Origin of the sequence: Nocardia sp. NPDC101769 (assembly GCF_044766925.1) — a bacterium.
Lineage (GTDB): Bacteria > Actinomycetota > Actinomycetes > Mycobacteriales > Mycobacteriaceae > Nocardia.
The window spans coordinates 214,841-239,252 of record NZ_JBIWMX010000006.1 but is presented as its reverse complement, the minus strand read 5'-3'; the positions used below and the strand labels follow the sequence as shown (position 1 = coordinate 239,252).

General features: G+C 69.1%; 25 protein-coding genes. 11 read left to right on the top strand and 14 right to left on the bottom strand.

Features of this window, described 5'->3' with window-relative positions; genetic code table 11:
- Positions 1-48: 48 nt before the first annotated feature.
- Positions 49-429 (top strand): MerR family transcriptional regulator, encoded by a 381-nt coding sequence (locus tag ACIRRA_RS13390; RefSeq protein WP_402767020.1) that lies wholly within the window; start codon positions 49-51, stop codon positions 427-429.
- 320 nt (positions 430-749) lie between these two features.
- Here ACIRRA_RS13390 and ACIRRA_RS13385 read toward each other — a convergent pair whose 3' ends face one another.
- The 8 genes from ACIRRA_RS13385 to ACIRRA_RS13350 form a co-directional block, all read right to left on the bottom strand.
- Positions 750-1,037, bottom strand: coding sequence for a trypco2 family protein (locus ACIRRA_RS13385; RefSeq protein WP_402767017.1), 288 nt, complete (start codon positions 1,035-1,037; stop codon positions 750-752).
- 645 nt (positions 1,038-1,682) lie between these two features.
- Complete coding sequence (locus ACIRRA_RS13380) at positions 1,683-2,402, bottom strand: hypothetical protein (protein WP_402767014.1); 720 nt, start codon at positions 2,400-2,402, stop codon at positions 1,683-1,685.
- An 11-nt stretch (positions 2,403-2,413) separates the two neighbouring features.
- On the bottom strand, positions 2,414-2,860 hold the full coding sequence (locus ACIRRA_RS13375) for a nuclear transport factor 2 family protein (protein WP_402767011.1): 447 nt from the start codon (positions 2,858-2,860) through the stop codon (positions 2,414-2,416).
- The gene (locus tag ACIRRA_RS13370; protein ID WP_402767008.1) at positions 2,847-3,800 is read right to left on the bottom strand and encodes an aromatase/cyclase; all 954 of its coding nucleotides are present in this window, start codon (positions 3,798-3,800) and stop codon (positions 2,847-2,849) included. The genes ACIRRA_RS13375 and ACIRRA_RS13370 overlap by 14 nt, the downstream gene beginning before the upstream one ends.
- Before the next feature lie 27 nt (positions 3,801-3,827).
- Positions 3,828-4,601: an SDR family NAD(P)-dependent oxidoreductase gene (locus tag ACIRRA_RS13365; RefSeq protein WP_402767005.1), complete on the bottom strand. Its 774-nt coding sequence runs from the start codon at positions 4,599-4,601 to the stop codon at positions 3,828-3,830.
- Positions 4,598-4,912: an acyl carrier protein gene (locus ACIRRA_RS13360; protein WP_402767002.1), complete on the bottom strand. Its 315-nt coding sequence runs from the start codon at positions 4,910-4,912 to the stop codon at positions 4,598-4,600. Before ACIRRA_RS13360 ends, ACIRRA_RS13365 begins: the two co-directional genes overlap by 4 nt.
- Positions 4,913-4,956: 44 nt before the next feature.
- The gene (locus ACIRRA_RS13355; protein WP_402766999.1) at positions 4,957-6,183 is read right to left on the bottom strand and encodes a beta-ketoacyl synthase N-terminal-like domain-containing protein; all 1,227 of its coding nucleotides are present in this window, start codon (positions 6,181-6,183) and stop codon (positions 4,957-4,959) included.
- Positions 6,180-7,424 carry a beta-ketoacyl-[acyl-carrier-protein] synthase family protein gene (locus ACIRRA_RS13350; RefSeq protein WP_402766996.1) on the bottom strand — a complete coding sequence of 415 codons (1,245 nt, stop codon included), beginning with the start codon at positions 7,422-7,424 and terminating at the stop codon, positions 6,180-6,182. The genes ACIRRA_RS13355 and ACIRRA_RS13350 overlap by 4 nt, the downstream gene beginning before the upstream one ends.
- A gap of 201 nt (positions 7,425-7,625) precedes the next feature.
- Between ACIRRA_RS13350 and ACIRRA_RS13345 the strand changes: the two genes are divergently transcribed.
- The gene (locus ACIRRA_RS13345; protein ID WP_402766993.1) at positions 7,626-8,372 is read left to right on the top strand and encodes an SDR family NAD(P)-dependent oxidoreductase; all 747 of its coding nucleotides are present in this window, start codon (positions 7,626-7,628) and stop codon (positions 8,370-8,372) included.
- 6 nt (positions 8,373-8,378) lie between these two features.
- Here the strand turns inward: ACIRRA_RS13345 and ACIRRA_RS13340 are convergent, their stop codons facing one another.
- Entirely contained in the window at positions 8,379-9,281 is a 903-nt protein-coding gene (locus ACIRRA_RS13340) for a zinc-binding dehydrogenase (protein WP_402766990.1), read from the bottom strand.
- A gap of 144 nt (positions 9,282-9,425) precedes the next feature.
- Between ACIRRA_RS13340 and ACIRRA_RS13335 the strand changes: the two genes are divergently transcribed.
- Genes ACIRRA_RS13335 through ACIRRA_RS13320 form a run of 4 tightly spaced genes read left to right on the top strand, consistent with a single transcriptional unit; the run spans position 9,426 to position 14,488 of the window.
- Positions 9,426-11,051 carry an ABC transporter substrate-binding protein gene (locus ACIRRA_RS13335; protein ID WP_402766987.1) on the top strand — a complete coding sequence of 542 codons (1,626 nt, stop codon included), beginning with the start codon at positions 9,426-9,428 and terminating at the stop codon, positions 11,049-11,051.
- On the top strand, positions 11,039-12,001 hold the full coding sequence (locus tag ACIRRA_RS13330; RefSeq protein ID WP_402766984.1) for an ABC transporter permease: 963 nt from the start codon (positions 11,039-11,041) through the stop codon (positions 11,999-12,001). The genes ACIRRA_RS13335 and ACIRRA_RS13330 overlap by 13 nt, the downstream gene beginning before the upstream one ends.
- Complete coding sequence (locus ACIRRA_RS13325; RefSeq protein ID WP_402766982.1) at positions 11,998-12,825, top strand: ABC transporter permease; 828 nt, start codon at positions 11,998-12,000, stop codon at positions 12,823-12,825. Before ACIRRA_RS13330 ends, ACIRRA_RS13325 begins: the two co-directional genes overlap by 4 nt.
- The gene (locus ACIRRA_RS13320) at positions 12,803-14,488 is read left to right on the top strand and encodes a dipeptide ABC transporter ATP-binding protein (protein WP_402766979.1); all 1,686 of its coding nucleotides are present in this window, start codon (positions 12,803-12,805) and stop codon (positions 14,486-14,488) included. Before ACIRRA_RS13325 ends, ACIRRA_RS13320 begins: the two co-directional genes overlap by 23 nt.
- Here ACIRRA_RS13320 and ACIRRA_RS13315 read toward each other — a convergent pair.
- The 4 genes from ACIRRA_RS13315 to ACIRRA_RS13300 form a co-directional block, all read right to left on the bottom strand.
- Entirely contained in the window at positions 14,428-15,285 is an 858-nt protein-coding gene (locus tag ACIRRA_RS13315) for a BTAD domain-containing putative transcriptional regulator (protein WP_402766978.1), read from the bottom strand. The two genes, ACIRRA_RS13320 and ACIRRA_RS13315, sit on opposite strands and share 61 nt — an antisense overlap.
- A gap of 47 nt (positions 15,286-15,332) precedes the next feature.
- Positions 15,333-15,995, bottom strand: a complete 663-nt coding sequence (locus ACIRRA_RS13310; RefSeq protein ID WP_402766975.1) for a TetR/AcrR family transcriptional regulator — start codon at positions 15,993-15,995, stop codon at positions 15,333-15,335.
- A gap of 173 nt (positions 15,996-16,168) precedes the next feature.
- On the bottom strand, positions 16,169-17,071 hold the full coding sequence (locus tag ACIRRA_RS13305) for an MBL fold metallo-hydrolase (RefSeq protein ID WP_402766972.1): 903 nt from the start codon (positions 17,069-17,071) through the stop codon (positions 16,169-16,171).
- Positions 17,068-17,406 carry an antibiotic biosynthesis monooxygenase family protein gene (locus tag ACIRRA_RS13300; protein WP_402766969.1) on the bottom strand — a complete coding sequence of 113 codons (339 nt, stop codon included), beginning with the start codon at positions 17,404-17,406 and terminating at the stop codon, positions 17,068-17,070. Before ACIRRA_RS13300 ends, ACIRRA_RS13305 begins: the two co-directional genes overlap by 4 nt.
- A gap of 199 nt (positions 17,407-17,605) precedes the next feature.
- Here ACIRRA_RS13300 and ACIRRA_RS13295 point away from each other — a divergent pair, with 199 nt between their 5' ends.
- A complete protein-coding gene (locus ACIRRA_RS13295) occupies positions 17,606-19,120 on the top strand; it encodes an MFS transporter (protein ID WP_402766966.1) in 1,515 nt (504 codons plus the stop codon).
- 20 nt (positions 19,121-19,140) lie between these two features.
- Here ACIRRA_RS13295 and ACIRRA_RS13290 read toward each other — a convergent pair whose 3' ends face one another.
- Positions 19,141-19,995: an SDR family oxidoreductase gene (locus tag ACIRRA_RS13290; RefSeq protein WP_402766963.1), complete on the bottom strand. Its 855-nt coding sequence runs from the start codon at positions 19,993-19,995 to the stop codon at positions 19,141-19,143.
- A 162-nt stretch (positions 19,996-20,157) separates the two neighbouring features.
- Between ACIRRA_RS13290 and ACIRRA_RS13285 the strand changes: the two genes are divergently transcribed.
- Genes ACIRRA_RS13285 through ACIRRA_RS13270 form a run of 4 tightly spaced genes read left to right on the top strand, consistent with a single transcriptional unit; the run spans position 20,158 to position 24,401 of the window.
- On the top strand, positions 20,158-21,252 hold the full coding sequence (locus ACIRRA_RS13285) for a methyltransferase (protein WP_402766960.1): 1,095 nt from the start codon (positions 20,158-20,160) through the stop codon (positions 21,250-21,252).
- The gene (locus ACIRRA_RS13280; protein WP_402766957.1) at positions 21,227-22,264 is read left to right on the top strand and encodes a phosphotransferase family protein; all 1,038 of its coding nucleotides are present in this window, start codon (positions 21,227-21,229) and stop codon (positions 22,262-22,264) included. Before ACIRRA_RS13285 ends, ACIRRA_RS13280 begins: the two co-directional genes overlap by 26 nt.
- On the top strand, positions 22,261-23,286 hold the full coding sequence (locus ACIRRA_RS13275) for an MsnO8 family LLM class oxidoreductase (RefSeq protein ID WP_402766954.1): 1,026 nt from the start codon (positions 22,261-22,263) through the stop codon (positions 23,284-23,286). The genes ACIRRA_RS13280 and ACIRRA_RS13275 overlap by 4 nt, the downstream gene beginning before the upstream one ends.
- On the top strand, positions 23,283-24,401 hold the full coding sequence (locus tag ACIRRA_RS13270) for an LLM class flavin-dependent oxidoreductase (protein ID WP_402766951.1): 1,119 nt from the start codon (positions 23,283-23,285) through the stop codon (positions 24,399-24,401). Before ACIRRA_RS13275 ends, ACIRRA_RS13270 begins: the two co-directional genes overlap by 4 nt.
- Positions 24,402-24,412 lie beyond the last annotated feature (11 nt).

Below are 24,412 nucleotides of genomic sequence, written 5' to 3'. Positions count from 1 at the left end.
GGACCTGACATCCGTGTCAGGATCAAGCCGGAGTGACGGAGGCCACACATGCAGATCGGGGAGCTGGCGGCCCGCACAGAGGTCCCGGACCGACTGCTGCGCTACTACGAACAACGGGGGCTGCTGTCGCCTCGGCGTACGTCCGGCGGGCACCGCGTGTTCGAGGACGCCGACGTGATTCGGGTTGGGATCATCCGCGCGCTGCTGGCCGCGGGCCTGAACACCGCGACCATCGCGATCGTGCTCCCGTGCACCGAGTACCGGGCCGGTCAGCTGCACGCGACCTGCCCGGAGATGGCCGGACACCTCGCGCGCGAACGGTCCCGCATGTCGGAGGCGATCAACCGATTGGAACGATCCCGGCAAGCCCTCGACAGCCTGCTGTCAATCTCTGAAGATCGGTCGGTGTCCGGGACGCTCGACCTCTGAGGACCGGGTAACGGCGGGGGACGTAACCGACTATCAGCAGCGGGAGTTCGCGACGATGGCCGCCGAGAACGCCGGGACGTCCGCCGGGGTGACGCGGCCGCTGGTCTGCTTCAGGCCGAGGGCCCGGGCCGTGGCGCTCCAGCAGGAGCTTGGTGGTGCCCCGGAGCTGCGGAGCCTCCGGCCAGCCGTCCGATCTGACTCATTGAAAGCGGTGAGTCTCGGTGAGCGACTCCCAGTTCTCGCTGATCCAGCGACTGCCGGGAGACGGTGAATCGTAGGACTTGTCAGGCTCACCTGGACTTCACCGGGCCGACGGTCGCCTAGGACGGCGATGCACCGCAGGCGGCCTCCCCCGGACCGCCCGCGACGGCGGGCCTGAACTTCGCGCTGACCTTATGCGTCTGCGCTGAGGAGATCCCGCCGCCGATGGCGACGACGTACGCCTTGATGCCCGCCTCGCCTTCGTTCTTCACGGCGATGTTCAGCTCGATGACGCATTCGTCGAGCGTCAATCCGTCACCCGAGCCCGCCTGGGCCGCGGTCAGCTCGGACTCGAGATAGCGGATCATGTCCGAAAGTTCGATCGTGCCATCGGCTCGAATGGTCATGCCATGCTGCCTCTCGGTTGACGGTTCTTCTCGAGCCAGTTCCAGAGTCGGATCCAAGAATATTGGACCGCTGCCCGACATACCTCGAGACGCGCCGGATCCCGGTCGGTTGCGCCTCTACCTCCCGAGAACTGGACAGAGCAGAGTGGGTTGCGCTCCCTACAGGCCGTGCCGGTGGTCACGATCACGGCCGAGATCCGGTGCCCCGTAAGGCTTCTCGGGTTCGGTCGCCGGGCGGCGTGAGAGGTCCGGTCGGGTCTGCGGCGCGGCCACCCGGCGCGGCTCCTCGGCGCACTGGTCCGGGGTGAGTTTCGCTCGGGGTGCGACCTCGGCCTCGACGATTCGGACCGCGGCCTGCAGTGCGCGCGGGGCTGTGAACAGATCCGCGTCGGCAGGTACAGCCGGTGCGCGATCTGCCGCACTGTGTATGCGCGTTCTGCCGCACGGTCTGTACGCGTTCCGCCGTCGTAGTTGTGCGCTTTGCCGATGCTGGAGTGGTTGATTGGTCGGAGTGTTGCTCATGGATCAGTCGCTTGATCCGCTCTTGATTCGTCGCGGTCGGGCTCATGGAGCGGTTGCGATCGTCGGACACCACCACGATCGAAGGAGCCACATGGGGACCTGCGGCTCCTTTGTGGGTTCGGGCTACTTGGCGGCCGGTGGGGTGAACGGCTGGTTGATGGTGGTGAAATATTGGGCGGCGGCGAGGATGGCGACCGGGGCGGTGACGAGGAGTAGGCCGGCTACGGTGCCGAGTGGGGCGATGGCGGCTATGCCGCCGATGCAGCCGACGGCGGCGGCGGGGAGGAAGGGCCCGAAGAGGCCGACGATGGTGGCGGAGGCGGCGGCCGCGCCTGCTGCGCCGCCTAGGAGGCAGCCGACGGCGGCGCCGCCCAGGCCGCCTACCAGGGTGCCGATGGCGGCGCCGGTGACCAGGGTGGTGCCGAGGCGGGCCCAGGCGGCTTGTTCGCGGTCGTATTCGTTTTTCCAGGGGGCCTGGTTTTCGTAGGGGAGGGCGACGGGTTGGTAGATGGCGTGGTCGAGGTCGAAGCGAGGGGTCAGGACGGCGGTGTGGTTCGTGATGTCGGCCGTGATGGGGAAGACGAAATCGTCGACACGGAAGGACAATTCGGTGCCGGCGAGGGTGGTGCCGTCGGCGGCTTTGATCTTGAAGGTGCCGTGGTCGTTCACCAGGGAGCCGGCGTCGGTGGTGATGGTCAGGGCGCGGTCGGTGCTGACGGCGGTGTAGTCGACTCGCGCATTGGCGCCGGAGTCGGCGTGCGCGGTGCCGGAGTCGGCGTGCGCGGCGGGTAGGGCGGTCAGGGCGGTGGCCGTGAGCAGGGCGAGGCCAATGTTCTTGTGCAAGAGGATGACTTTCAATTCGGGGTGGTGAGGATCGGGTCGTGGGTGATGCTTCGTTCGCGGACCAGCCACGAGGCGCCGTCCGGGACGAGGTGATCGCGGATATCGGTGCTCAGGTGCAGCCGCGGGGACTGTCCGGGGCCGGTCTCGACGACCAGGGAGTAGAAGCGGGTGTGGATGGTTCCCGTTGCCGCGCCGTCGTTTTCGATGGTCAGGTTGCCCAGCCAGTGGCGGCGCACGAGGCCCGCGGCGCGGAGTCGCTCCGCGGTGCGGCGCAGCCCGTCGGCGATCTCGGCCCGCCCGGTGTGGGTGGCGGCCCGTTGCGGATGGATCAACAGCCCGTCGGGTTCGAACTCGGCCGCCCATTCGTCGACGCGCCCGTCGTCGAGCAGGCGCAGGTGCGCGGCATAGAACTGCTGGAGGTCGACATAGAGCTGTCGGGTGCGGTCAGCGTCGGACATCGGAGCCCCGTTCGGTGGATTCGGCCCATTTCTTCGCGTTCTCGAGGGTGGACAGGGAATTGCGACCCAGGGCGTTTCGAATGAAGGCCGTGGCATCGGCGAGGGTCTTGCCCGTGCCGAGGATCGCGGGGATCGCCTCGGTGATGAGGGCGACGGTGTGCTCGGAGGTCGCGAGCGTCCCCCCGTCGCGCGGTATGAAACTCCAGCGACCGCGGTGCAGGGAGAGCAGCGCGGGCAGGAGCGTCTGCTTGTAGACGATGTCGCCCGAGTCGAGGACCACGCGCCACGAGGCGGTGGTGTGGACGTCTCCGTCCGGTGTCCGGGTGTCCAGGCTCAGAAACTGGTGTCCGGGTGCCGGTTCGGTGAGGGTGACGGCGTCGACGTGGGCGAGTCGCTCCGCCCACAGGTCGGCGCGGTCGATGAATTCCCGGACCCGTGCCGGTTCGGCGTCGATCCACAGCGAGTCCGCGAAGGTGACGGTGGCCTCGGGTTGCCGGGCCAGCGCCTCGGCCGCCGACTTGAGCGATTCGAGCTCCCGGGTCGAGTTGGTGTCGACCGCGGCCTCGATCCATTCCCGCGCTCCCGCGCTGTCGTCGGGAGAGAAGCTGTGCAGCAACAGCACTCGGCTGGTGCCGGGGTCGATTTCCTGCACCACCCATTCCCCGCTCATGGAGGCGACCGGGGGAGCGGAGACCACCTGCCGGAAGGTGATCCGGAGCTGTTCGGGATCGAAGGTGCGCCGGGAGGTCCAGGTCTTCAGCGATTCGTTCGCGGTGGCCCACAGGCGGATGTGATCGCCGGAAGCGTCGTGCTCGAGCGTCTCGGCGTGAATGGTCGGGGGAAAGAGGTTGGGCCAGTTGACGACCGAGCGCAGTGCATCGTGCACCGTCTGGGCCGGCGCCGCGATCGTGATGGCGTGTTCGGTGTGATGGAGGCTCATCCGAGCCACCTCCCATCTCTCGGTGGCTCAGTAGTTGCCCAGTCCGCCACAGACATTGATGGCCTGTGCGGTGATCGGCGCGGCGGCGGACGTGGTGAGATAACCGACCAGTCCCGCGACCTCGAGTGGAGTCGAGTACCGCCCCAGCGGGATCTTGGCCTCGAACTTCTCGAGCACGGCGGCCTCGGTGGTGTTCCACACCTCGGCGTAGCCGCGCCGGACCCGTTCGGCCAGTGGGGTTTCGACGTATCCGGGGCAGACGGCGTTCACCGTCACCCCGGTCTTGGCCAGTTCCAGTCCGAGCGCCTTGGTGAATCCGATGACGCCGTGCTTCGATGCCGAATAGGGCGCGCCGAGCACCACGCCCTGCTTACCGCCGGTCGAGGCGATATTGATGATGCGACCGTCCTGGGCGTCCAGAATTCCGCCGTGCGACAACACTTCTCGCGTTACTCGGAAGGTTCCGGTCAAGTTGATGTCGAGCACGTCCTGCCACAGCGAGTCGTCGATGTCCCGGGTGACGCCGCCGCCGTTGCGGCCCGCGTTGTTGACCAGCACCGTGACCGGTCCGAACCGCGCGACCGCCGCCGCGACGAACGTCCGCACGTCGTCGGTCGATCGGACATCGGCGGCGATGCCGTCGATGGTGATGCCTTCGGCGCTCAGGTCCTCGACCGTGCTCTTCACCTTGTCCGCGTCACGCGCGTTGATGAAGACCTGATATCCGGCCAGGCCCAGTGTGCGGGCGATCTCGAGGCCGATTCCGCTGGTGGCTCCGGTGACGATGGCGTGCTTGCTCATGCGAGTGCTCCTGAGGATGGGTCGGAGGCGCCGGCGTCCTGGCCGGCCTGCTCCGCGAGGGTGGTGTTGACGAGCTCGAGGAAATCTCGAACGGTCACTGCGTCGACCACTGAACTGTCGAGAAGCTTTATCCCGTAACGGATTTCGATCTGGTTGGACAGTTCCAGGACCGCGAGGGAGTCGTATCCCAGGTCTTCGAATGCGCGGTCGGTGATGTCTCCGCTCAGGTCGATGGTCTCGTCTTCGCCGGCGACCCGCTGCAGTACTTCGCGCAGTTGATCGGTGGTCACGGCTGGGTTGGCGGACACCATGTGCCTCCTTTTCTCTGTCGGGTGCTGTTGGGGGAGTGGGGTTTTCATCGGACTCCGCGCAGGACCACCGCCGAGGTGAACCCGCGCCCGCCGCGGGCGAGCACGAGTGCGGCCGGTGTGGTCAGCTCGCGCGGCTCCCGGACCAGGTCCAGGTGGGTGGGGTCGGGATAGTGCTCGAGGCCCGGGGTGGGCGGGATGGTGCGGCTGTCCAGCGCGAGTGCGGCCGCGGCGATATCGAGCGCGCCGCCGCCCGCGAACAGTCGCCCGGTCCCGGTCTTGGGCGCGGTCACCGGGACCCCGCGCACGCCGAATACCGCGTCGAGCGCGGCGATTTCGCGATCGTCCTGTTCGCGGACCCCGGCCGCGTCGGCGAACACCACCCCGACGTCCTCGGGCGCGAGGCGGGCGTCGGCGAGCGCTGCCCGGATGATCCGGGCCAGGGCCGGTGGCCGCGGTGAGCCGGGCCGCGGATCGAATCCGCTGGCATACCCGCTGATGTGGGCGTAGACGCGCGCACCGCGGTCGCGTGCTCGGTCGGGATGTTCGAGGACGGTCAATGCGCCGCCTTCGCCGGGTACGAAACCCTCGGCGGTGTCGGCGAAGGGCTGGTAGGCCCGTTTCGGGTCGGTGCTCGTGCTGACATTGCCCGCGGCGAGCGTGGCCAGCCAGCCCCACGGCGAGAGCACGGAATCGAAACCGCCGGTGAGCACCAGCGGGGTGCCGGCGCGCACGAGCCGCCGCGCTTTACCGACCGCGTCGAGGCTGCCCGCCTGGTCGGCCACCACGACACTCGAGGGTCCGCGCGCGCCGTGCCTGATCGCGAGCTGCCCGGTGTTCACGGCGTAGAACCAGGCGAAAGACTGATACCCGCTGACATGGCGACTGCCCTGGGCCCATAGTTTCTGCAGCTCCTTCTGTCCGAACTCGAAGCCGCCGCTGGTGCTGGCGGTGACCACTCCGAGTTCGAAGTCGTCCCGGTCGTCCGGGGTGATGCCGGCGTCGCGCAGCGCGGCGTCGGAGGACACCAGGGCGTGCCGAGTGGAAATGTCGGTTTGCGGAAGCAGGCGGCCGGACAGCGGCGAGGGGTCGAAGTCGCGTATCTCCCCGGCCAGGGTGGCGGTGTACGGACTGGGATCGAAGCGGGTGATCCGGTCGATCGCCGAGCGCCCCGCGAGGGTGTTGCGCCAGTAGTCCGCCACGGTGACGCCGGTCGGCGCGTGGACGCCGATGCCGGTGACGGCGGGATCCACCGTGGTCGCGAGTCCGGTCATGGCGCGACCAGCACTGCGGCGCTCTGGAATCCGCCGAATCCGCTGCCGACGCTCAGGACGGTGTCGGTGCGCTGGCCGCGTGCGGTCAGCGGCACGTAGTCCAGATCGCAGCCGGGGCCCGGGTTGTGCAGGTTGGCGGTCGGCGGTATGACGTCGGTGTCGATGGCGAGCGCCGAGGCGGCCAGTTCAAGGGAGCCGACGGCGCCGAGCGAATGCCCGATCATGGACTTGATGGAGCTCATCGGTACGCGCCGGGCATGCTCGGCCAGCGCCCTTTTCACCGCGGCGGTCTCGTGCAGATCGTTCTGCTTGGTTCCGGAGCCGTGGGCGTTCACGTAGTCGACCGCGGTCGGGTCCACCCCGGCCTGGGTCAGCGCGGCGCCGATGGCCTCGGCCATCTCCACCCCGTCGGGCCGTAGGCCGGTCATGTGAAAGGCATTGCCGCGCGTGGCGAATCCGGCGAACTCGGCATAGATGTGCGCGCCCCGGGCGCGGGCCCGGTCCCAGTCCTCGAGGATCAGGGTCGCGGAGCCCTCGCCGAGGACGAAACCGTCCCGATCCCGGTCGAACGGGCGCGACGCGTGTTCCGGGTCGTCATTGTTGGGGCTGGTGGCCTTGATGGCATCGAAGCAGGCCACCGTGATCGGTGAGATCGGGGCCTCGCTGGCGCCGGTCACGACGATATCGGCGGCGCCCTCGCGGATCAGATCGGCGCCGTGGCCGACCGCGTCCAGTCCGGACGTGCAACCGGTGGAGACCACCGAGGTGGGGCCTTCGGCGCCGATCGTCCAAGCCAGCTCCGCGGCAATGGAACTGGGCACCAGGTAGTCGAAGAGCTGCGCCACCGCCCAGGCCGGGTCCACCAGCCATTCCCGGCCCTGATCGCTGACCAGGGAGTACTCGCGCTCCAGGCCGGTCGTGCACCCGACCGCACTGCCGATGCTGATGCCGATCCGCGTGGGGTCCACCGTGCTGAGATCGACTCCGCTGTCCCGCAGTGCTTCCCGAGCGGTGGTGACCGCGAACTGGGTGACCCGATCCCAGGCCCGCTCCTCGCGCCGGCTCAATCCGTGGTCGTAGGGCCGGAAGTCGATCTCGCCCGCGATCCGGGACCGGTAGCCGCCGGTGTCGAACGAGCTGATCCGGCGGGTGGCGGTGCGGCCCGCGGTGAGCAGGTCCCAGAACTGGCCGGTGCCGACCGCTCCCGGAGCCAGTACCTTGCGTCTTCGATTGTGCCCCAACGTATGCCATGTTCGATCCTTTCGAGTTCGGCGATCGCCACGACTTCGTGTCAGTGGCGTCGAGACTCGCATCGGCTGCTGGAGGCGACGCCGACGAATGCTGGAGGACCACTGGAATCGGCTGCTCCAGCGATCCTGTAGGCGGTCGTCGGGCCGGTGTGGGCACAGTCGAGCGACGACCGTCCACCTGGAGGAGAAGTAATGACTGTGCAGCCCAATGGTCTGGCCGAGCGCCGCATCGTGGTCACCGGAGGCAGCCGAGGTTTGGGCCGCGTGGTGGCCGAGGATCTGCTCCGGCACGGCGCGCGCGTGGTGATCGTCGGCAGGGAATCGGCTGCGACGCAATGGATTCGGGAGTATCCCGTAGGGAGTGCCGTGACGGCGGATGTCACCGACGCCGCGCAGCTCGAAGCGGCGTTCGCCGAGGCCGCCGCCCGGCTCGGCGGCCTCGACGTGGTGTTCGCGAACGCCGGCGTGAGCCGCCCCGACCCCTTGGCGGTCACACCGCCGGCGAATTTCACCACGGTGCTCGAAACCAATGTCGTCGGAACATTTCTCACTCTGCAGGCGGCGGTGCCCTACCTGGCCGAGTCCGGGTCCGCCCGGTTCATCGCGCTGTCCTCGGCCCTGGCGCAGCGGATCGCGCCGGGTGCGGGCGCGTACTCGATCAGCAAGGCGGCCATCGAGACCCTGGTCCGCGTCGCGGCGATAGAGCTTGCGCCACAATCCATCTCGGTGAACGCCCTGTCGCCCGGGTTCATCGACGAGGGGATGGGCCGCGATCTCATCGCGAATCCACCGGTGTGGGACCGGTACCTACCGACCATCGCGGCGGGCAGGCCGGGGCGGGCCGAGGAGATCGCCGGCGCCGCCCGGTTCCTCGCGGGTCCGGACTCGGACTACGTCAACGGCCATGTGCTCGAGGTGAACGGCGGCCTCGCGTTCTGAGGTCGGCTACCAGTGCAGGACCGCCTTGCCGTGGAAGGTCCGGTCCCGGAGCGCGGACAGCGTGTCATCGAGCGCGTCCAGCGGGCCGGTCCGATTCACAGCGAGGCTCAAATCATTTGCTGCCCAACGCCGTCCGAGCCAGAGCAGATCGTCGGAGGCCCCGGTCCCGGTGTCGAGCTCGTCGAACAGGTTCACGTAGCTCAGGCTCACCCCGGGCCGCCGATGCCCCCAATCGACCGGCAGCTCGAGCGGCGCACGCACGGTATTGCCGAAACTCACCAGCACGCCTCGCGGTTTCAGCAGCTCGAACGCCGCCTGCAGCGTCGGTCCGCCGACACTGTCGAACACGACGTCGACCGGCCGCGGCGCGGTCGGTTCGCCCTCCGGAGAGGTGACGTCGGGTTCGGCACGGGTGATCCGGTGCCGAACCGACAGCACCTCGGCCCCGGCAGCGTGCGCGAGTTGCGCCAGCACCCCGCCGACGCCGCCGCTCGTTCCGGTGACGAGCACGGTCCTGCCGATGATCGGCCCGGCCCGCCGAATGGCCGCGAGCGCCGTCAACCCGGCCACGGGAAGCGCGGCGAGATCGACGGCCGCGCCGGGGTCGTCGATGACGGCGACGTCGCGGCGCGGCACGGCGACCCGATCCGCCCACCCGTCACCCCGCGCGAGCGCGACGACGGCCCGCTCGTGCGCCGCCCCGTCCGCGTCGGCCTCCTCGATCGTGCCGAGAATGTCCCAGCCGAGGCGGGATCCCGCCGGAAGGCGCTCCGCCCGGGTCAGCTCACCCCGGTTGATTCCGATGGCCCGTACCCGGACCAGCACCTCACCGGGCCCCGGCGTCGGCTCGTCGACCTCGATCAGCCGTGTCGGGGTCTGCCGTTCGCCGGTGGTCACTACCGCTCTCATCGCACACCCGTCCTGTCTCGCGTATTCACGCGATCCAGCAAAACGACTGCCGCGCAACGCTGTCCAGCAGGCACCGGACGCCTTCCAGCGTTCCTCCAGCGGCGCCGGAGTGCGGCTGCATCAGCGGCGACAACACTGCGAACCATGATGGGTAGAACCGTGTGGCCGCTGGCCGCCCTGTTGACCGCTGCCGCGCTGGTCGCGGGCTGCTCGCCGGGTACGGACAGCGGGGGATCGGACGGGCCGCCGGTCGCCGGCGGCACGCTGCGTTTCGCGCTGCCCTCGGAGCCGAGTTGCCTGGACCCGGGGGTGAGCCCCGCCGACGCCACCGCCCTGATCGATCGCGGTGTGGTGGATTCCCTGGTGGCGCAGGGCAATGACAACACCTTCCACCCCTGGCTGGCGAAGAGCTGGACGATCAGCGACGACCTGACGCGATACGTCTTCACCCTGCGCGACGATGTGGTGTTCCATGACGGCACCCGGCTCGACGCCGCCGCGGTCAAGGCGAACTTCGACCGGATCGTCGATCCGAACACCAAATCCCAATGGGCGGCAACGCTGCTGGGACCGTACAGCCGGTCGACCGTGATCGACGAGCACACCGTCGAGGTGGCGTTCACCGAGCCTTTCCAGCCGTTCCTCGCGGCGGCGAGCACCACCGCCCTGGGCATCCAGTCGCCGAAGAACTTCGCCGACAACGCCGGCAAGCTCTGCGATCACGTGGTCGGGTCGGGTCCGTTCACCTTCGCCGGCCATACCGCGCAGCAGAGCGTCACCCTCGCCAAGTTCGCCGGATACGGCTGGGCCCCCGAGACTTCGGCGCATGCGGGGCCCGCGCACCTCGATGGCGTGGAGTTCCGTTTCGTGCCGGAGGACTCGACCCGCATCGGGGCGTTGACCAGCGGCCAGATCGACGGACTGCTGTCGGTGCCCGCGCAGAACGTCAGTGACCTGAAGGCGGATCCCTCGGTCCGATACACCCGCTACGACGCGCAGGGCACCGGCTACGGCGTCTACATCAATACGCGGCGGGGTCCGTGGCAGGACCCACGCGTCCGCCGGGCGCTGCAGCGATCGACCGATGTCGACGCGATCCTGTCCTCGATCTATTTCGGCGTCTACAGCCGGTCCTGGAGCATCCTGACCCCGGCCACCCCGTTCTACGATGCGGCACTGGAGAATTCGTGGAACTACGACACCGGCGAGGCCAACCGGCTGCTCGATGAGGCCGGGTGGAACCACCGCGACGCCGAGGGCTACCGGGTGAAGGACGGCGTCCGGCTCCGCGCGACCTGGACGACCACCAGGGCGCAGGACGAATCGAACTACCGGGGCCTGGTCGGACTGGCCATTGTCGCCTCGGCCAAGCAGGTCGGCATCGAGGTCGTCCGCACCAATGTCCAGACCGGTGAGCTGTTCCAGCTCGTCGCGCGCGGCGACTACGACCTGTTCGACACCAGCTGGTCATCCAATTCGCCGGACATCATGCGCAGCTTCCTGCTCTCCACCGCCAAACCGATGGCGGGACAGAATATTTCGTGGGTGAACGACCCGCAGGTCGACGTGTGGGTCGGCAATGCCGCACGCACGCTCGACACGGGCGCCCAGCGCGCGGACTATGCCGCCGCCCAGCACTGGGCCATCGATCAGGCGGTGCTCGTTCCGATCTTCGTGCCCGCCAGCCAGGTCGCGACCCGGGCCCGGGTGCACGGCATCGCCGCCGCCCCGGCGTCGTACCCGGTCTTCTACGATGCGTGGCTGAACTGATGGCCGCCCTGGTGACCGTCGCCGGTGCGATCCTGCGGCGCGTACTCGGAATCGCCGGAATCCTCACGGGGGTCGCGACCGTGACGTTCCTCGCGATGGCGCTCGTACCGGGCGATCCGGCCTACGCCATGCTCGGGAATGCGCCCGCGACCCCGGCGACCCTGGCCGCCATCCGTGCGCAGATGGGCCTGGACGAGCCGCTGCCGCAGCGGTTCCTGCACTATCTGGGCCGCCTGGCCCGGGGCGATTTCGGCGAATCCTTCCAGCGACAGCAGCCGGTCCTGCGTGTGATCGGCGAACAACTCACTCCGACACTGCAACTCGCCGCAGCCGCCATCACTCTGGGCGTCGCGGGTGCGCTCGTCACGGTGGTCGCGACCTCGGGGACACGCCGCGCGCCGCGGGTGCTCGCGCATGCGCTGGAGCTGGTCGCGGTGTCCACGCCGACCTTCTGGACCGGCACCCTGCTGCTGGCCGGCCTCTCGTTCCGCCTGCACCTGTTCCCCTCGACCGGGTCCGGTCCGGCGGCCCTGGTCCTGCCCGCGACCACCCTGGCCGTGCCGATCGGCGCGCTGCTCGCTCAGGTGATGCGGGACGGCGTGGACGCGGCCATGCTGTCCCCGTTCGTGCTCAGCGCCCGCGCGCGGGGGCTGGGCGAGCTCGACATCCGAATCCATCACGCGCTGCGGCACACGCTGCTGTCCGCCGTCACGGTCAGCGGCTGGCTGGTGGGCGGCCTGCTGAGCGGGGCGGTGCTGGTCGAGACGGTGTTCGCGCGCCCGGGTCTGGGCCGAGTCCTGTTGTCGGCGGTCACCACTCACGATTTTCCGGTGGTCATCGCGCTGGTCATGTTCGGCTCGCTGCTGTTCATCGCCGTCAATTCCGCGGTGGACCTGGCCTACCGGGTCATCGATCCGCGCTCGGCGACGCCGGCGGGGGTGACCCGGTGACCGCGACGCGGAACACGCGGCTGATCCTGCCCGGCCTCGTCGCCGCCGTACTGGCGGCCTGTGTCCTCGTGCCCGGCTGGATCGCGACGCGATCGCCCATCGAGGTCGACCTCGCTCAGGCGCTGGCGACGCCCGGCCGCCACCACCTCCTCGGCACCGATCAGCTCGGACGAGACATCTTCGCGCGCATCGTCTTCGGTGCCCGCTATTCGATCGTCGTCGGTCTCACCGCGACCCTGCTGGCCGTGCTCGGCGGCACGCTGATCGGGCTGTGTGCCGCGCTCGGCGGCCGGCTCATCGACACCGTCATCGCCCGGGGGCTGGACATCGTGCTGGCGTTTCCGGGCGTCCTGCTGACGCTGTTGGTGATCGCGATGCTCGGGCAGGGGGCGGGCAGCCTGATCGCCGCGATCGCCATCGCGGAATCCGCCTCGTACGCCAGGCTGGTCAGGTCCCAGGCCCTGGTGGTGCGGAACGCCGACTACGTCCGGGCGTCGATCGCGCTGGGACGCTCGCCCGGATATCGGATCGCCCGTCATATCGTCCCGAACTCGCTGCGCCCGACCGTCGTCCTGGCGACCCTCGGCGTCGGCAGTTCTATCATGATCGGTTCGGCCCTGAGCTTTCTGGGCCTCGGCCCGAAAGAGCCCACCCCCGAATGGGGTTCGATGCTCGCGGCCGGCCGTGAACTGTTGTCCAAATCGTGGTGGGTGGCCGTTCCGCCCGGAGCCGCCATCACCCTCACCGTCGTCACCGTCACCGTGCTCGGCCGGGCACTGCAACAACGTTGGGAGGGCGGCCTTGCCCGTTCTGCACGTCGATGATCTGCACGTCTCCTTCGACCGGGGCGGTGACGGGGTAGCGGCGGTGCGCGGCATCGGTTTCGAGCTCGCGGCCGGTGAATGTCTGGCGATCGTGGGGGAATCCGGGTCCGGCAAGAGTGTCACCACCCGTGCGCTGCTGGGCCTGACCGGACCGGGCTCGACGGTCGCCGCCCGGTCCCTGCGCCTGGGCGATATCGATCTGGATCGCTTGTCCGCGCGGGAGTGGCGTTCCGTGCGTGGCCGGCAGATCGCGCTGATCCTGCAGGACGCGCTGATCTCACTGGATCCGTTGCGGCCGGTGGCGGCCGAGGTGGGCGACACGCTCCGCGCCCACCGGCTCGCGCGTTCCGCGGCCGACCGCACCCGCCGGGTCGACGAGCTGCTCGGATCGGTCGGCATCGACGATCCTGAACTGCGCAGAACCCTGCGCCCACACCAGCTTTCGGGCGGGCAGCGGCAGCGGGTATTGATCGCGTCCGCCCTCGCGGGCCGGCCAAAGGTGATCATCGCCGACGAGCCGACGACGGCCCTCGACGCCACCGTGCAGGCCCGCATCCTGAAACTGCTGGCCGCCCTGCGTGATGACGGCACCGCCCTGCTACTGGTCAGCCACGATTTGTCGGTGGTCGCCGGAATCGCCGACCGGGTCGCGGTCATGCACGAGGGCCGCATCGTCGAACAGGGCCCGGCCGCACGGGTTCTCGGCGCACCCGAGCACCCCTACACCCGTCGGCTGCTGGCGGCGGTCCCGACTCCCGCAAAACGGGGCAGGCCGCTGTCGGGGGACGGCCGGGCCGCCGCGCGATCGGAATCGGTGGTCCGTGCCGACGCCCGGACCGGATCCGCGCCGCCCGCCCTGTCCGTGACGGGGTTGTGCAAATCGTTCCGTGTGGCCCGCGGCCGGTCGGTGGCCGCCGTCACCGAGGTCGGCTTCGAGCTGCCGGTCGGCACCACGCTGGGACTGGTCGGCGAATCCGGCTCCGGCAAGAGCACCACCGCCGCACTGGTTCTGGGCCTGCTGCGACCGGACGCCGGCACCGTCACCCTCGGCGGCCAACCCTGGAGCGCGCTGCCCGAGCGGGCCCGCCGGGCCCGGCGTCCGGAGGTCGGCGTCGTCTGGCAGGACCCGGCGAGTTCATTCGATCCCCGCTGGGACGTCGCCCGGATCATCGGCGAGGCCCTGCCCGCGCGCGGCCGCAGCGCCGCCGACCGGCGCCGGCGGATCCTGAGCCTGCTCGATTCCGTCGGTCTGCCACGAACTTTCGAACGGCGGCGACCCGGCGAGATGTCCGGCGGGCAACGCCAGCGGGTGGCCATCGCCCGCGCCCTGGCCTCCGACCCCGCCGTCCTGATCTGCGACGAGCCGGTCTCGGCCCTGGACGTCACCATCCAGGCGCAGATCCTGGATCTGCTCGCGGATCTGAAAGCCCAACGGGGACTGTCGATGCTGTTCGTCTCGCACGATCTCGCGGTCGTGCAGCACCTCAGCGATTCGGTGGCGGTGATGTCCGCGGGCCGGATCGTGGAGCAGGGGAGTGTCGACGAGGTCTTCGACACTCCGAGGCACGATGTCACCCGGGCCCTGCTCGCCGCGGTCCGGCTTCAGCCGCAGAGCGAATCCACCAGCGGTCGCAGTCGACCCGCGATGAGCTCGGCCGAATAGCGCGAGGCGGCAACGATTGCCGGCGGAGGAGCGAGCTCCGGGGCGCTGCGCAGCACCTTGTGGTGCAGTTGCTGCAGCGCCGGGGTGGGCTCCAAGCCCAGCTCCTCTGCCAGCCGATGCCGCAACCGCTCGTACACCTGCAGCGCGTGCGCCTGCCGGCCGGAGCGGTAGAGCGCGATGATCAAATGCGCGTGCAGGCTCTCCAGCAGCGGCGAGCGCTGCACCATGCCGCTGAGTTCACCGATCAGTTCGCGATGGCGACCCAGCCGCAGATCCACCTCGATGCGGTGTTCGAGGATCGACAGCCGCACCTCGTTCAGGCTGGTGGCCCACATGGTCAGCACCGGACCGGGTTTGATGTCGGTGAAGACCGGGCCGCGCCATACCGCCAGGGCCGCCCGCAGCGCGCTGTCGGCGCTCTCGTCGTCCTCGGCCGCCAGTGCCAGCCGGGCCAGCCGGACCTTGTCCTCGAAGACGTCGACATCGAATTCCCCGGGGGCCACATGCAGGAGGTAGCCGCGTTCGCGGGTCTCCAGCCGTGATTCGCCCCGATCCAGGTTCGAGCTGTGCTCGCCGAGGCATTTGCGCAGCTGCATGACATAGGTCTGGAGGGTGGAGGCCGCCGAGGACGGCGGCGCGGACTCCCACAGTTCCTCGATGCAGTAGTCGGCCGAGATCACCCGGTTCGCGTTCATCAACAGCAGGGCGAGCAGTTGGCGCTGCTTCGGTGCGCTCGGGACTGCTCCGACACCGTCGATGCAGCACTGCAGTGATCCCAATACCCCGAATTTGATCATGTGTAGCTCCCGAGCTGTATGAAGATTTCAGCGCGCCGGAAATCCGGTCACGCTGGTCGTTCGATCGCGTAGGCGCGCAGAATCAGTCGTGCGGCGCGCGCCGAGATCTCCGCGGCCCGGTCCGGCGTGAGCGCGATGGTCCCGAAGGCCGAGGCCTGCTGGCCGTCGTGGGACAGCTGCGCGAAGAACTGGCCCGCCACCTCCGCCGGTTCGGTCGTCTCCAGAATGCCTGCCGCGGCGAGCACTTCGAAGCGGTGGGCGAGCCACCCGGCGATCCGCGGTCCCTGCGCCACGGATTGATCGGCACAGACCTGATGCAGGTCCGGATGCCGCGCCACCTCACCGACGATCAGCCGCCGTACCGCGGACACCCGCTCGGACAGGGTCACCGCGAGGAACAAGCGCCCCACCGTGACCAGATCCTCGAAGACGGTGTCCGGATTCCGCAGCAGGCGCGGATCGAGTTCGTCGGCCGTATCGGCCGCCGCCCGCACCCCGGCTAGTACCACCCGGAACAGGGTCCGTTTGTCGCCGAAGTAGTTGTAGATCGTCTGCTTGGACACGCCGGCCTGCTCGGCGATGGCCTCGACACTGGTTCGCTCGTAACCGAATTCGAGGAACGAGTCCGTGGCGGCATCCACGATCACCGACCGCTTGCTCGCCGCGCGTGATTCCAGCGCGACTGCGGCCCGGGACGAAGCTGACACCATGGGCACACTCCTTCATTCGAAATGCGATCCGATTCCACAGGCTAGCCAGCGTCCGCCGGGTGCGGAATCGTCCCGCTCGCCGTGATCGGAAGGCTTCGTCAGTATTTCATAATCTGTTACGGCACAGTTGAATTGGTGACACGGTCGGCAATCGGCGGGTGGGCGTGCCGAGGTCAGGCGGAGGCCGGGATCGAATGCCCCAGAAAGGCCGCCATATCCGCCAGGACCGGTCCCGAACGGACCGGCGCGGCGGTGCCCGCGATCTCGGCGTACGCACAATGGAGATTAGCCACCAAACGCTCCGGTTCATTCCACGACGACCACGGATGGTGGCGCAGCCGTGCCGGATCGACCTGGCGGGCCGCCTCGAGCGGCGTCGCGCCGGACGGCATCGCGTCCCGGGCGACCGCGAGCAGCCAGTCGAGATAGTGGCGGGTTTCGGTGAGGACGCGCCGGCCGGCTACCTCGCCGTGGCCGCCGATGATGGTCTCGGGTGCGAGGTTCCGCAGCCGATCGATCCAGTCGAGCATGCCGTGCACCGAACCCGACAGCAGGAACGGTGTCGTGCCGGGCATGACGAGATCACCCGCGATGAGGACCCGTGCGTGCGGCGCCCAGACGGCCAGATCGGCGTCGGTATGGCCGATCCCTCCGGTGAGCAGGTGGATCTCGCGCTCACCGGCGTGCAGGACGGCCCGATCGCCCACCCCGACGCCGGGCAGCACCAAAGGCAGTTTCCCCCACTCGATCTCGGGCCACAGGGCCCGCACCGCCCAGCCATTGCGGGCCATCGCCGGCCGGCACCGCCGATGCGCGATGACCGGAGCCGGGGCGAACAGCGCGTTCCCCGCAGTGTGGTCCCCGTGCCAATGGGTGTTGATCACCATTGCCGGTGAGCCCGCCCCGATCCGCGTCAGCGCGGAACGCAAACCGCGGGCCCGGCTTTCGGTGCCCAGCGTGTCCACCAGAACGGATTCGCCACCGGCGCGGATGAGCGCGGCATTGCTCACGCACCACCCGCCGGGGCGCTCGATATAAGCGAAGACGCCGTCGGCGACCTCGTCGAGTTCACTCACCCCGAATGACCGGCCGATCGAATGATCCGGCACAGCTGCGGATCTCCGGCCGCCACCTCGCCGACCCGGGTGCGGGTGCGGAATTCCGGATTCGAGGTCGCGCGCAGGAATGCCTCGCGGCCGGACCAGCGGGCGATATTGATGTAGACGTCCGGATCGCTCTCGGATTTGAGCAATTCGTAATGCCGGAATCCGGGTTGCCGCGAGAAATAGTCCGCGACATCGGCATAGATCGATTCGAATCGCTCCGCCGGACCCGCCAGGCGCAGGACGTTCACGAAGACGTACTCGGACTGCTGCCCGGCCGCTACCGGGTCGGTCGTTGGATCGGACACCGATCGTCCCCACTCTCATCGATCGAACACGTGTCTCCAGCATGTGCGCGGGATCTGCAGCGCCACTGGAGTCCCGCTGGAGTCCTGCTGGAGTCTCGCTGGAGCCGGATTGACGGTGGACTCCCGAGTCCAGATATTGGACCCGTGAGTCCATCGGACTCGAATCGCCTTTGTGTCCAAGGGAATTGGAGCCAAATCCATGTCCACACCGTCTCCGTCGCTCGACACCACACGGTCCCGGATCTCCCATCCGCCGGATTGGGCGGTGCTGAGCCTGCTCTGCCTGGGGCAGCTGATCGTCGTCCTGGACCTCTCGATCGTCAATGTCGCGCTGCCCGCCATCCAGGGTTCGCTCGACTTCTCCGACGCCGGACTGCAATGGGTGGTCAACGGCTACGCCATCACCTTCGCCGGATTCCTGTTGCTCGGCGGCCGGGTCGCCGACCTGATCGGCCGCCGGCGGGTGTTCCTCATCGGCCTCACCATTTTCACGCTCGCCAGCCTGGCCGGTGGCCTGGCCAGGTCGTCGGAATGGCTGGTGATCGCCCGCGTCATCCAGGGTTTCGGCGGCGCGCTGCTCTCGCCCGCCACCCTGGCGATCCTGTCGACCACTTTCACCGAGGGCAAGGCGCGGGCCCGCGCCACCGCGGCCTGGGGCGCGATCTCCGGGGCCGGAGCCGCGCTGGGGTCGGTGCTCGGCGGCGTGCTGACCGATATCGCCAGCTGGCAGTGGATCTTCTACGTCAATATCCCGCTCGGTGCGCTGGCCCTGGCGCTGACCTATCCGCTGCTCGGTGAGAGCCGGGGCGCGGCGGGCAAGCGGCTCGACGGGGTCGGTGCGGTGCTCGTCACCACGGCGCTGGTGGCGCTGGTGTTCGGTGCGGTCGACTCCCAGAACCACGGCTGGTCCGCACCCCCGACCTGGGGGCCGATCGTGGGTGCGGCCGTGCTGCTGGTCTGGTTCACCCTGCACGAGGCGAGGGTCGCGGCCGCGCCGCTGATTCCGTTGTACGTCTTGAAGATCCGGTCGGTCGCCTTCGCCAATATCGTCATGTTCTGGATCGGCGCGGCGGTGATCGCGCACTTCTACTTCCTGTCGCTGTACATGCAGAACATCCTGGGCTACAACGCCTTCCGCACCGGCATCGCGTTCCTGCCGGGCGCGGTGGCGATGACCATCGGCGCGTACTCGGGTCCGCCGCTGGTCAAGCGATTCGGGGGCGTCCGCCCGCTGCTGACCGGCGCGCCCGCGTTGAGCGCGCTCGGACTGCTCTGGCTGGCGTTCGTCCCGGATCACGGCTCCTTCGCGCTGCACGTGCTGATCCCCCAGGTTCTGATCACCCTCGGCGCGGGTCTGGTGATGGTGCCGCTGGTCATTGCCGCCACCGGCGGCGTGGCGCCCGCCGAAGCCGGCGTGGCCTCCGGAATCATCAACACCACCAGGCAATTCGGTGGAGCCATCGGACTGGCGGTGCTGGCCACCATCGCTGCCTCCCGGACCGGTTCCGGCAGCGGCGACCACCCGCCGTCGCACACGGAGCTGCTGTCCGGCTATCACGCCGCGTTCGGTGTCGGGGCGGTCTTCGCGGTGGTGGCGCTGGTGTTCACCTTCGGTCTGCGGACCGTCGCGCCGCCCGCTCCGGCGGCGACCCCGGCCGAGCCGGAGACCGATGCCGCGCCGGAGACCGCCGAAAGCAGTCCCGCCCGCCCGTGACCGGTGCCGGGCGAGGCTCCTCACTGGTCGCCGAGGAACCTCGCCCGGTGCTCGCGGACGAACTCCTCATAGCTGATCGGCGGTGTCCCGGTGAGTATTTCGATGTCATCGAAGGTCCGGCTCCGGACCGGGCCCGCGGCGGCACGTGCCGCGGTGACCGCGTCCGCGACCGCCCCGGGCATCCGACGGGCCAGGCGCTCCCGCTCCTCGCCGATCGGGATCTCTCGCACGGCGATCGGCCGGCCGAGCACCTCGGCGAGGACGGCCACCTGCTCACGCGGGCTCACCGCCCGCGGGCCGCTGAGCCGCAGCACCGGTGTATCGGCGGGGTCGGTCTCCGCGCACAGCACCTGGGCCGCCACCCGCCCGATATCGCGGGGATCGAGGTGGGCCGCGAGCAGATCGGGCAGCGCCACCTCGACCACGCCGGTGCCGAGAATCGAAGGGATCCACGCGAATGTATTGGAATAGAACCCATTCGGCCGCAACACGATCGACGGAACACCGGACGCGACGGCCACTCGCTCCCCCGCGGCATGCCAGCCACCGAGCACACCGTCCGGATTCTCGTCCACGACCAGCGACGAGACCGTGACCACCCGCCGCACGCCCGCCGCCGCGGCGGCCGCGACCACGGTGGCGTCCTGCGTCGCCTTCAGGTGGCCGGAGGTCGCGATGAAGACCGAATCCACGCCCTCCAGTAGCGGATCCAGTGTGCGGGGAACATCGAGGTCCCCGGCGACGAATTCCACGCCCGCCACCGGCGCGGTCCGGCCGGGATCCCTGGTCAGGGCGCGGACCTTCGCACCCCGCCGCGATAATTCCCGCACCGTCGCGGTGCCGACGATACCGGTGGCTCCGACCACGAGAATCATTCGAATCATCTCCCTTGCAACGCGATTCACTGCGACGGCGGGAGCGTATCCGGCAATTCGGGCGGACAGTCGGAGGCCGGATCCGCGCTCCAGAGATCCTCCAGGAGCCGTGCAGCAGCGCTTTCTACGGTCGATTCCGACGCCAAACTTCAGGAGGACTCGATGAGTCACGTCTCCACACCGCTGATCCCCGCTCCCGGTGACACCCTCGGCAATACCGATTCCGGTGGGTCGCCCGCCCATATTCTCGGCCTGGTCTCCGGGGCCCGCCGCGCCCAGGTGGTGCTGGCCGCGGTGGAGCTCGACCTGTTCACCGCACTGGCCGAAAAGGATCTTCCGGCAGCCGAAATCACCGCGATCACCGGAATTCAACCCGAATGGTCGCGCGATTTCCTGGATGCCGTCGCCACCACCGGACTGCTCATCACCGATCACGGTCGCTACGCGAACAGTCCCGACGCGCACCGCTATCTGGTGCGCGGCCGTCCCCACTATCTCGGCGGCTTCCTACGCTTCCTCGACAAGACCTTGCATCCGGCCTGGACCGGGCTCGCGGCCAGCCTGAAATCCGGAAAGCCCGCCAATTCCGATGCGGCGGACGGTGATCCATACGGCACGCTGTTCACCGATGCCGATGATCGGCGCGGCTTCTTCGAGGCGATGGATGTGCTCAACGCCCCCATCGGCGCGGCACTGTCCCGGCTGGACTGGTCACAGCGCACCACCTTCGCCGATATCGGCGGCGCGCGCGGGCATATCGCCGCGGAACTGGTGCGAGCCCACCCGCACCTCAGGGCGCAGGTCTTCGATCTGCCCGAGGTCGAGCCCGAATTCGACGCCCACATCACCGAACTGGGGCTGACCGATCGGATCGCGTTCCGGCCCGGCGATTTCTTCACCGATCCGCTGCCCAGCGCCGATGTGCTCATCTTCGGGCACGTCCTGCACAACTGGCCCGTCCATCGGCGGCAGCAGCTCATCGCCGCCGCTTACGCGGCGCTGCCGGAGGGCGGCACCATCGCCATCTACGACCCGGTGCTCGACCCGGTCAGCCCCACCCCGCCGGCCCTGCTCGCCAGCCTGAACATGCTGGTGTGGTCCTCCGGCGGCAGCGAATACACCGTCGCGGAGGCCGAAACCTGGCTGCGTGCGGCGGGATTCGTCGACATCGCCGCTACCCCGCTCGGTCCGACATCCACGCTCATCACCGGCGAAAGGCCACACCATGGCGGTGCCACTGCAGAGATCGCCGGATAGCACCCGGGATCTGGTGCTGGGCTGGCTGTCCCGCACCCCGGCCGGGTCCGAGATCGATCCGGACAGCGTCGATATCTCGCTGCCGCGCAACGGTTTCTCGGCGGAGACCATTCAGGTGACCGCGCGCGATATCGCGGGCGGCACACACCGTTCGATCATCCGGGTCGGCGCCACCGGCGAGGGGATCTATCCCACCGAATCGATTGTGGCGCAGGCGGATGCGCTGCGGGCGGTCCGACGACACAGCGAGGTGCCCGTGCCCGAGGTGCTGGCTGTCGAACCCGATGCCACGGTGCTGGGCGCGCCGTTCTTCCTGATGGAGTTCGTCGACGGCCGGGTCCCGCCGGACTTTCCGTCCTACCACCGGTCCGGGTGGGTCGCCGACCTGGTGCCCAGCGAACGCACGGCGGTCTGGTGGGCGGCGCTGACCGCGTTCGAGCGACTGCATTCGATCGCGGCGGACACCGCCGGTCTGCCCGATCTGGGTCCCGCGGGTCCGGCTGCGCAGGTGCGGTATTGGAGCGATGCGCTGGACTTCTATCACTGTGCGGACGATCCGGTGATCCGGCGGGCCCAGCGGTGGCTGGCGGGCAATATTCCGGTCCACCGGTCGCCGTACGTGTTGCTGTGGGGTGACGCCAGGCTCGGCAACATCATCTATCGCGACACCGAGGTCGCCGCTCTCGTCGATTGGGAGATGGCCGGATACGGCGAACCCGAGAGCGATCTCGCCTGGTTTCTGTACCTGGACCGGCACCTGAGCCGGGGGATCGGCGCACAGCGGCTCTACGGGCTGCCCGACCGGGACCGAACCGTGGAGGCGTACGCCGCGCTGTCCGGCCGGACCCTGCGGAATCTCACCTTCTACGAGGTGCTGGCCGGTTTCAAATTCGCGCTCATCACCGCGGCGGTGACGCGCCGCGCGGAGCGCACCGGACTGCCCTCGGATAGGCCATTTCCCCTGCACCGCAACGCGGTAGCCCTGCTCGACGAAACCCTGGAGGCGCTATGACCATCAGACTGTCCATTCTCGATCAAGCTCCGGTCCCCGAGGGCACGCCCCAGTCGCAGGCCCTGGCCAATTCGCTCGACCTCGCCCGCCACGCCGAACGCTTCGGCTACACCCGCTACTGGGTCGCCGAGCATCACGCCATGTACTCGCACGCCATCTCGGCGCCCGAGATCCTGGTGACCGCGATCGCGTCGGCGACCTCGACGCTGCGGGTGGGATCGGGTGGGGTCCTGCTCACGCACTACAGCCCGTTCAAGGTGGCCGAGACGTTCCGGACGCTGACGGCCCTGCATCCGGGCCGGATCGACCTCGGTATCGGACGGTCCACGGGCGCCGACGAGGTCGAGACCCTGGCACTGCGACCGGCGCCCGAGGCCGGACGCGGACCGTCGATCGACGCGAAGGTCGAACAGTTGCGCGCGCACCTGGCCGGCTCCCCGGCCGTCGACGGCGCGCGGCGCGCTCCGCTCGCCGTACCGCTCGACGCGCCCGCACCGGATGTCTGGCTGCTGGGCAGCAGCCCCGGGAGCGCCGTGTCGGCGGGCCGGGCCGACATCGACTACGCGTTCGCGCATTTCATCAATCCGGGGGCGACCCGGGAGTCCATCGAGGGATACCACCGGCTCGCGCCCGGGCGGTCGCCGATCGTCGCCATCACGGCGGTGGTCGCGGACACCGAGGCCGAAGCGGCGCGTTTGTACTCGGCCCAGCGCGCGGTGCGTAATCGGTTGTTCCGCAACGATGTCCGGCCGATTCCGGAGCCGGACACCGCCTTGGCGGAGCTGGCCCGCTACGGCGACATCCTCGAAGGCGAGAACTTCGAATGGCCCCGGTATTTCTGGGGCACGCCCGACCGCGTCGGTGACCGAATCCGTTCGCTCGCGTCGAGTCTCGACGTCGAGGAGATCATCGTCGTCACCACGGTGCACGACCATCAGGCGCGGGTGCGCAGCTACGAACTCCTCGCCGCCGAGTTCGCGCTGCCGGCCGCCACCCCTTCACTCCAGGACGTGACGCGATGAAGTTCGGCATCAACCTCTTTCCCACCGTCGGCCCGCACGATCAGGCACCGGTCGATTACTACGATCACGCGCTGTCGATCGCGATCTACGCCGAAGAGCTCGGATACCACCATGTCAAAACCGTCGAGCACTACTTCTTCGAATACGGCGGCTACAGCCCGGATCCCACCACCTTCCTGACCGCCGTGGCCGCCCGGACCGAACGGATCCGGTTGATCACCGGCGCCGTGGTTCCCGCGTTCGATCATCCGATCAAGCTCGCGGCGCGGCTGGCAGTGCTGGACAACATCAGCCACGGACGCCTCGATGTCGGTGTCGCACGCGGATTCCTGCCGGACGAGTTCGCGGCTTTCCAACTGTCCCTGGATGATTCGCGACCGCGGTTCGATGCCACCGTGGCGGCGATCGTCGAGCTGTGGACGGGAACCGACGTGACCGTCGACAACGGCTTCCACTCGTTCGGGCCGGTGACCCTGCAGCCGCGGCCGCTGCAGAGTCCGCACCCGCGCATCCTGGTGGCCACGGCGATCACCCCGGAGTCCGCCGAGCGGGCCGGCGCCGCCGGGTATGGGCTGTTGCTGGTGCCGTCGATCAACCCGCGGGAGAAGGTGCAGGACATCATCGCCCGGTATCGGGTGGCCCGCGAAGCCGCCGGATTCGACCCCGCTACGGCGGAAGTGCATCTGAGCTACAGCTCGTTTCTCGCCGACGACGCGGACGAGGCGCGCAGCCTCGGCGAGCAGTTCGCGAACACGAACCACCGTGCGCTGGCCCGGGCCGTCTCCGGTTGGTCGACCGCCCGCAGCACCCAGTACGAGGGGTACGAGAAGATCGTCGATCGGGTCGCGGGCGGGACCTTCGCCGCCCAGCTCGCCGCCGACAAGACCCTTGTCGGGACGCCGGCCCAGGTCGTCGATCAGATCGCTCGTATCCGAGACGCGTTCGGCGACGTGACGATCAGCCTGCAGACGCCGCCCAGCACCGCGCCCGAGGCCCTCGTGCGGCGCTCGGTGCAACTCTTCGCCGAGGACGTGCTGCCGCACTTCTCGACGCCCGTCGCGCTCGACGGCACAGCTCCCGGCGTCGCGGCGGCGGCCGTCGCGCTGGGCCGATAGAAAACACCCGC

Coding starts and splice junctions, on each gene's coding strand:
- ACIRRA_RS13315 (WP_402766978.1), bottom strand. CDS start 15,285: ATGATCAAATTCGGGGTATTGGGATCACTGCAGTGCTGCATCGACGGT.
- ACIRRA_RS13370 (WP_402767008.1), bottom strand. CDS start 3,800: ATGAGCCTCCATCACACCGAACACGCCATCACGATCGCGGCGCCGGCC.
- ACIRRA_RS13375 (WP_402767011.1), bottom strand. CDS start 2,860: ATGTCCGACGCTGACCGCACCCGACAGCTCTATGTCGACCTCCAGCAG.
- ACIRRA_RS13285 (WP_402766960.1), top strand. CDS start 20,158: ATGAGTCACGTCTCCACACCGCTGATCCCCGCTCCCGGTGACACCCTC.
- ACIRRA_RS13270 (WP_402766951.1), top strand. CDS start 23,283: ATGAAGTTCGGCATCAACCTCTTTCCCACCGTCGGCCCGCACGATCAG.
- ACIRRA_RS13295 (WP_402766966.1), top strand. CDS start 17,606: ATGTCCACACCGTCTCCGTCGCTCGACACCACACGGTCCCGGATCTCC.
- ACIRRA_RS13275 (WP_402766954.1), top strand. CDS start 22,261: ATGACCATCAGACTGTCCATTCTCGATCAAGCTCCGGTCCCCGAGGGC.
- ACIRRA_RS13355 (WP_402766999.1), bottom strand. CDS start 6,183: ATGACCGGACTCGCGACCACGGTGGATCCCGCCGTCACCGGCATCGGC.
- ACIRRA_RS13335 (WP_402766987.1), top strand. CDS start 9,426: ATGATGGGTAGAACCGTGTGGCCGCTGGCCGCCCTGTTGACCGCTGCC.
- ACIRRA_RS13310 (WP_402766975.1), bottom strand. CDS start 15,995: ATGGTGTCAGCTTCGTCCCGGGCCGCAGTCGCGCTGGAATCACGCGCG.
- ACIRRA_RS13360 (WP_402767002.1), bottom strand. CDS start 4,912: ATGGTGTCCGCCAACCCAGCCGTGACCACCGATCAACTGCGCGAAGTA.
- ACIRRA_RS13340 (WP_402766990.1), bottom strand. CDS start 9,281: ATGAGAGCGGTAGTGACCACCGGCGAACGGCAGACCCCGACACGGCTG.
- ACIRRA_RS13365 (WP_402767005.1), bottom strand. CDS start 4,601: ATGAGCAAGCACGCCATCGTCACCGGAGCCACCAGCGGAATCGGCCTC.
- ACIRRA_RS13390 (WP_402767020.1), top strand. CDS start 49: ATGCAGATCGGGGAGCTGGCGGCCCGCACAGAGGTCCCGGACCGACTG.
- ACIRRA_RS13290 (WP_402766963.1), bottom strand. CDS start 19,995: ATGATTCTCGTGGTCGGAGCCACCGGTATCGTCGGCACCGCGACGGTG.
- ACIRRA_RS13345 (WP_402766993.1), top strand. CDS start 7,626: ATGACTGTGCAGCCCAATGGTCTGGCCGAGCGCCGCATCGTGGTCACC.
- ACIRRA_RS13385 (WP_402767017.1), bottom strand. CDS start 1,037: ATGACCATTCGAGCCGATGGCACGATCGAACTTTCGGACATGATCCGC.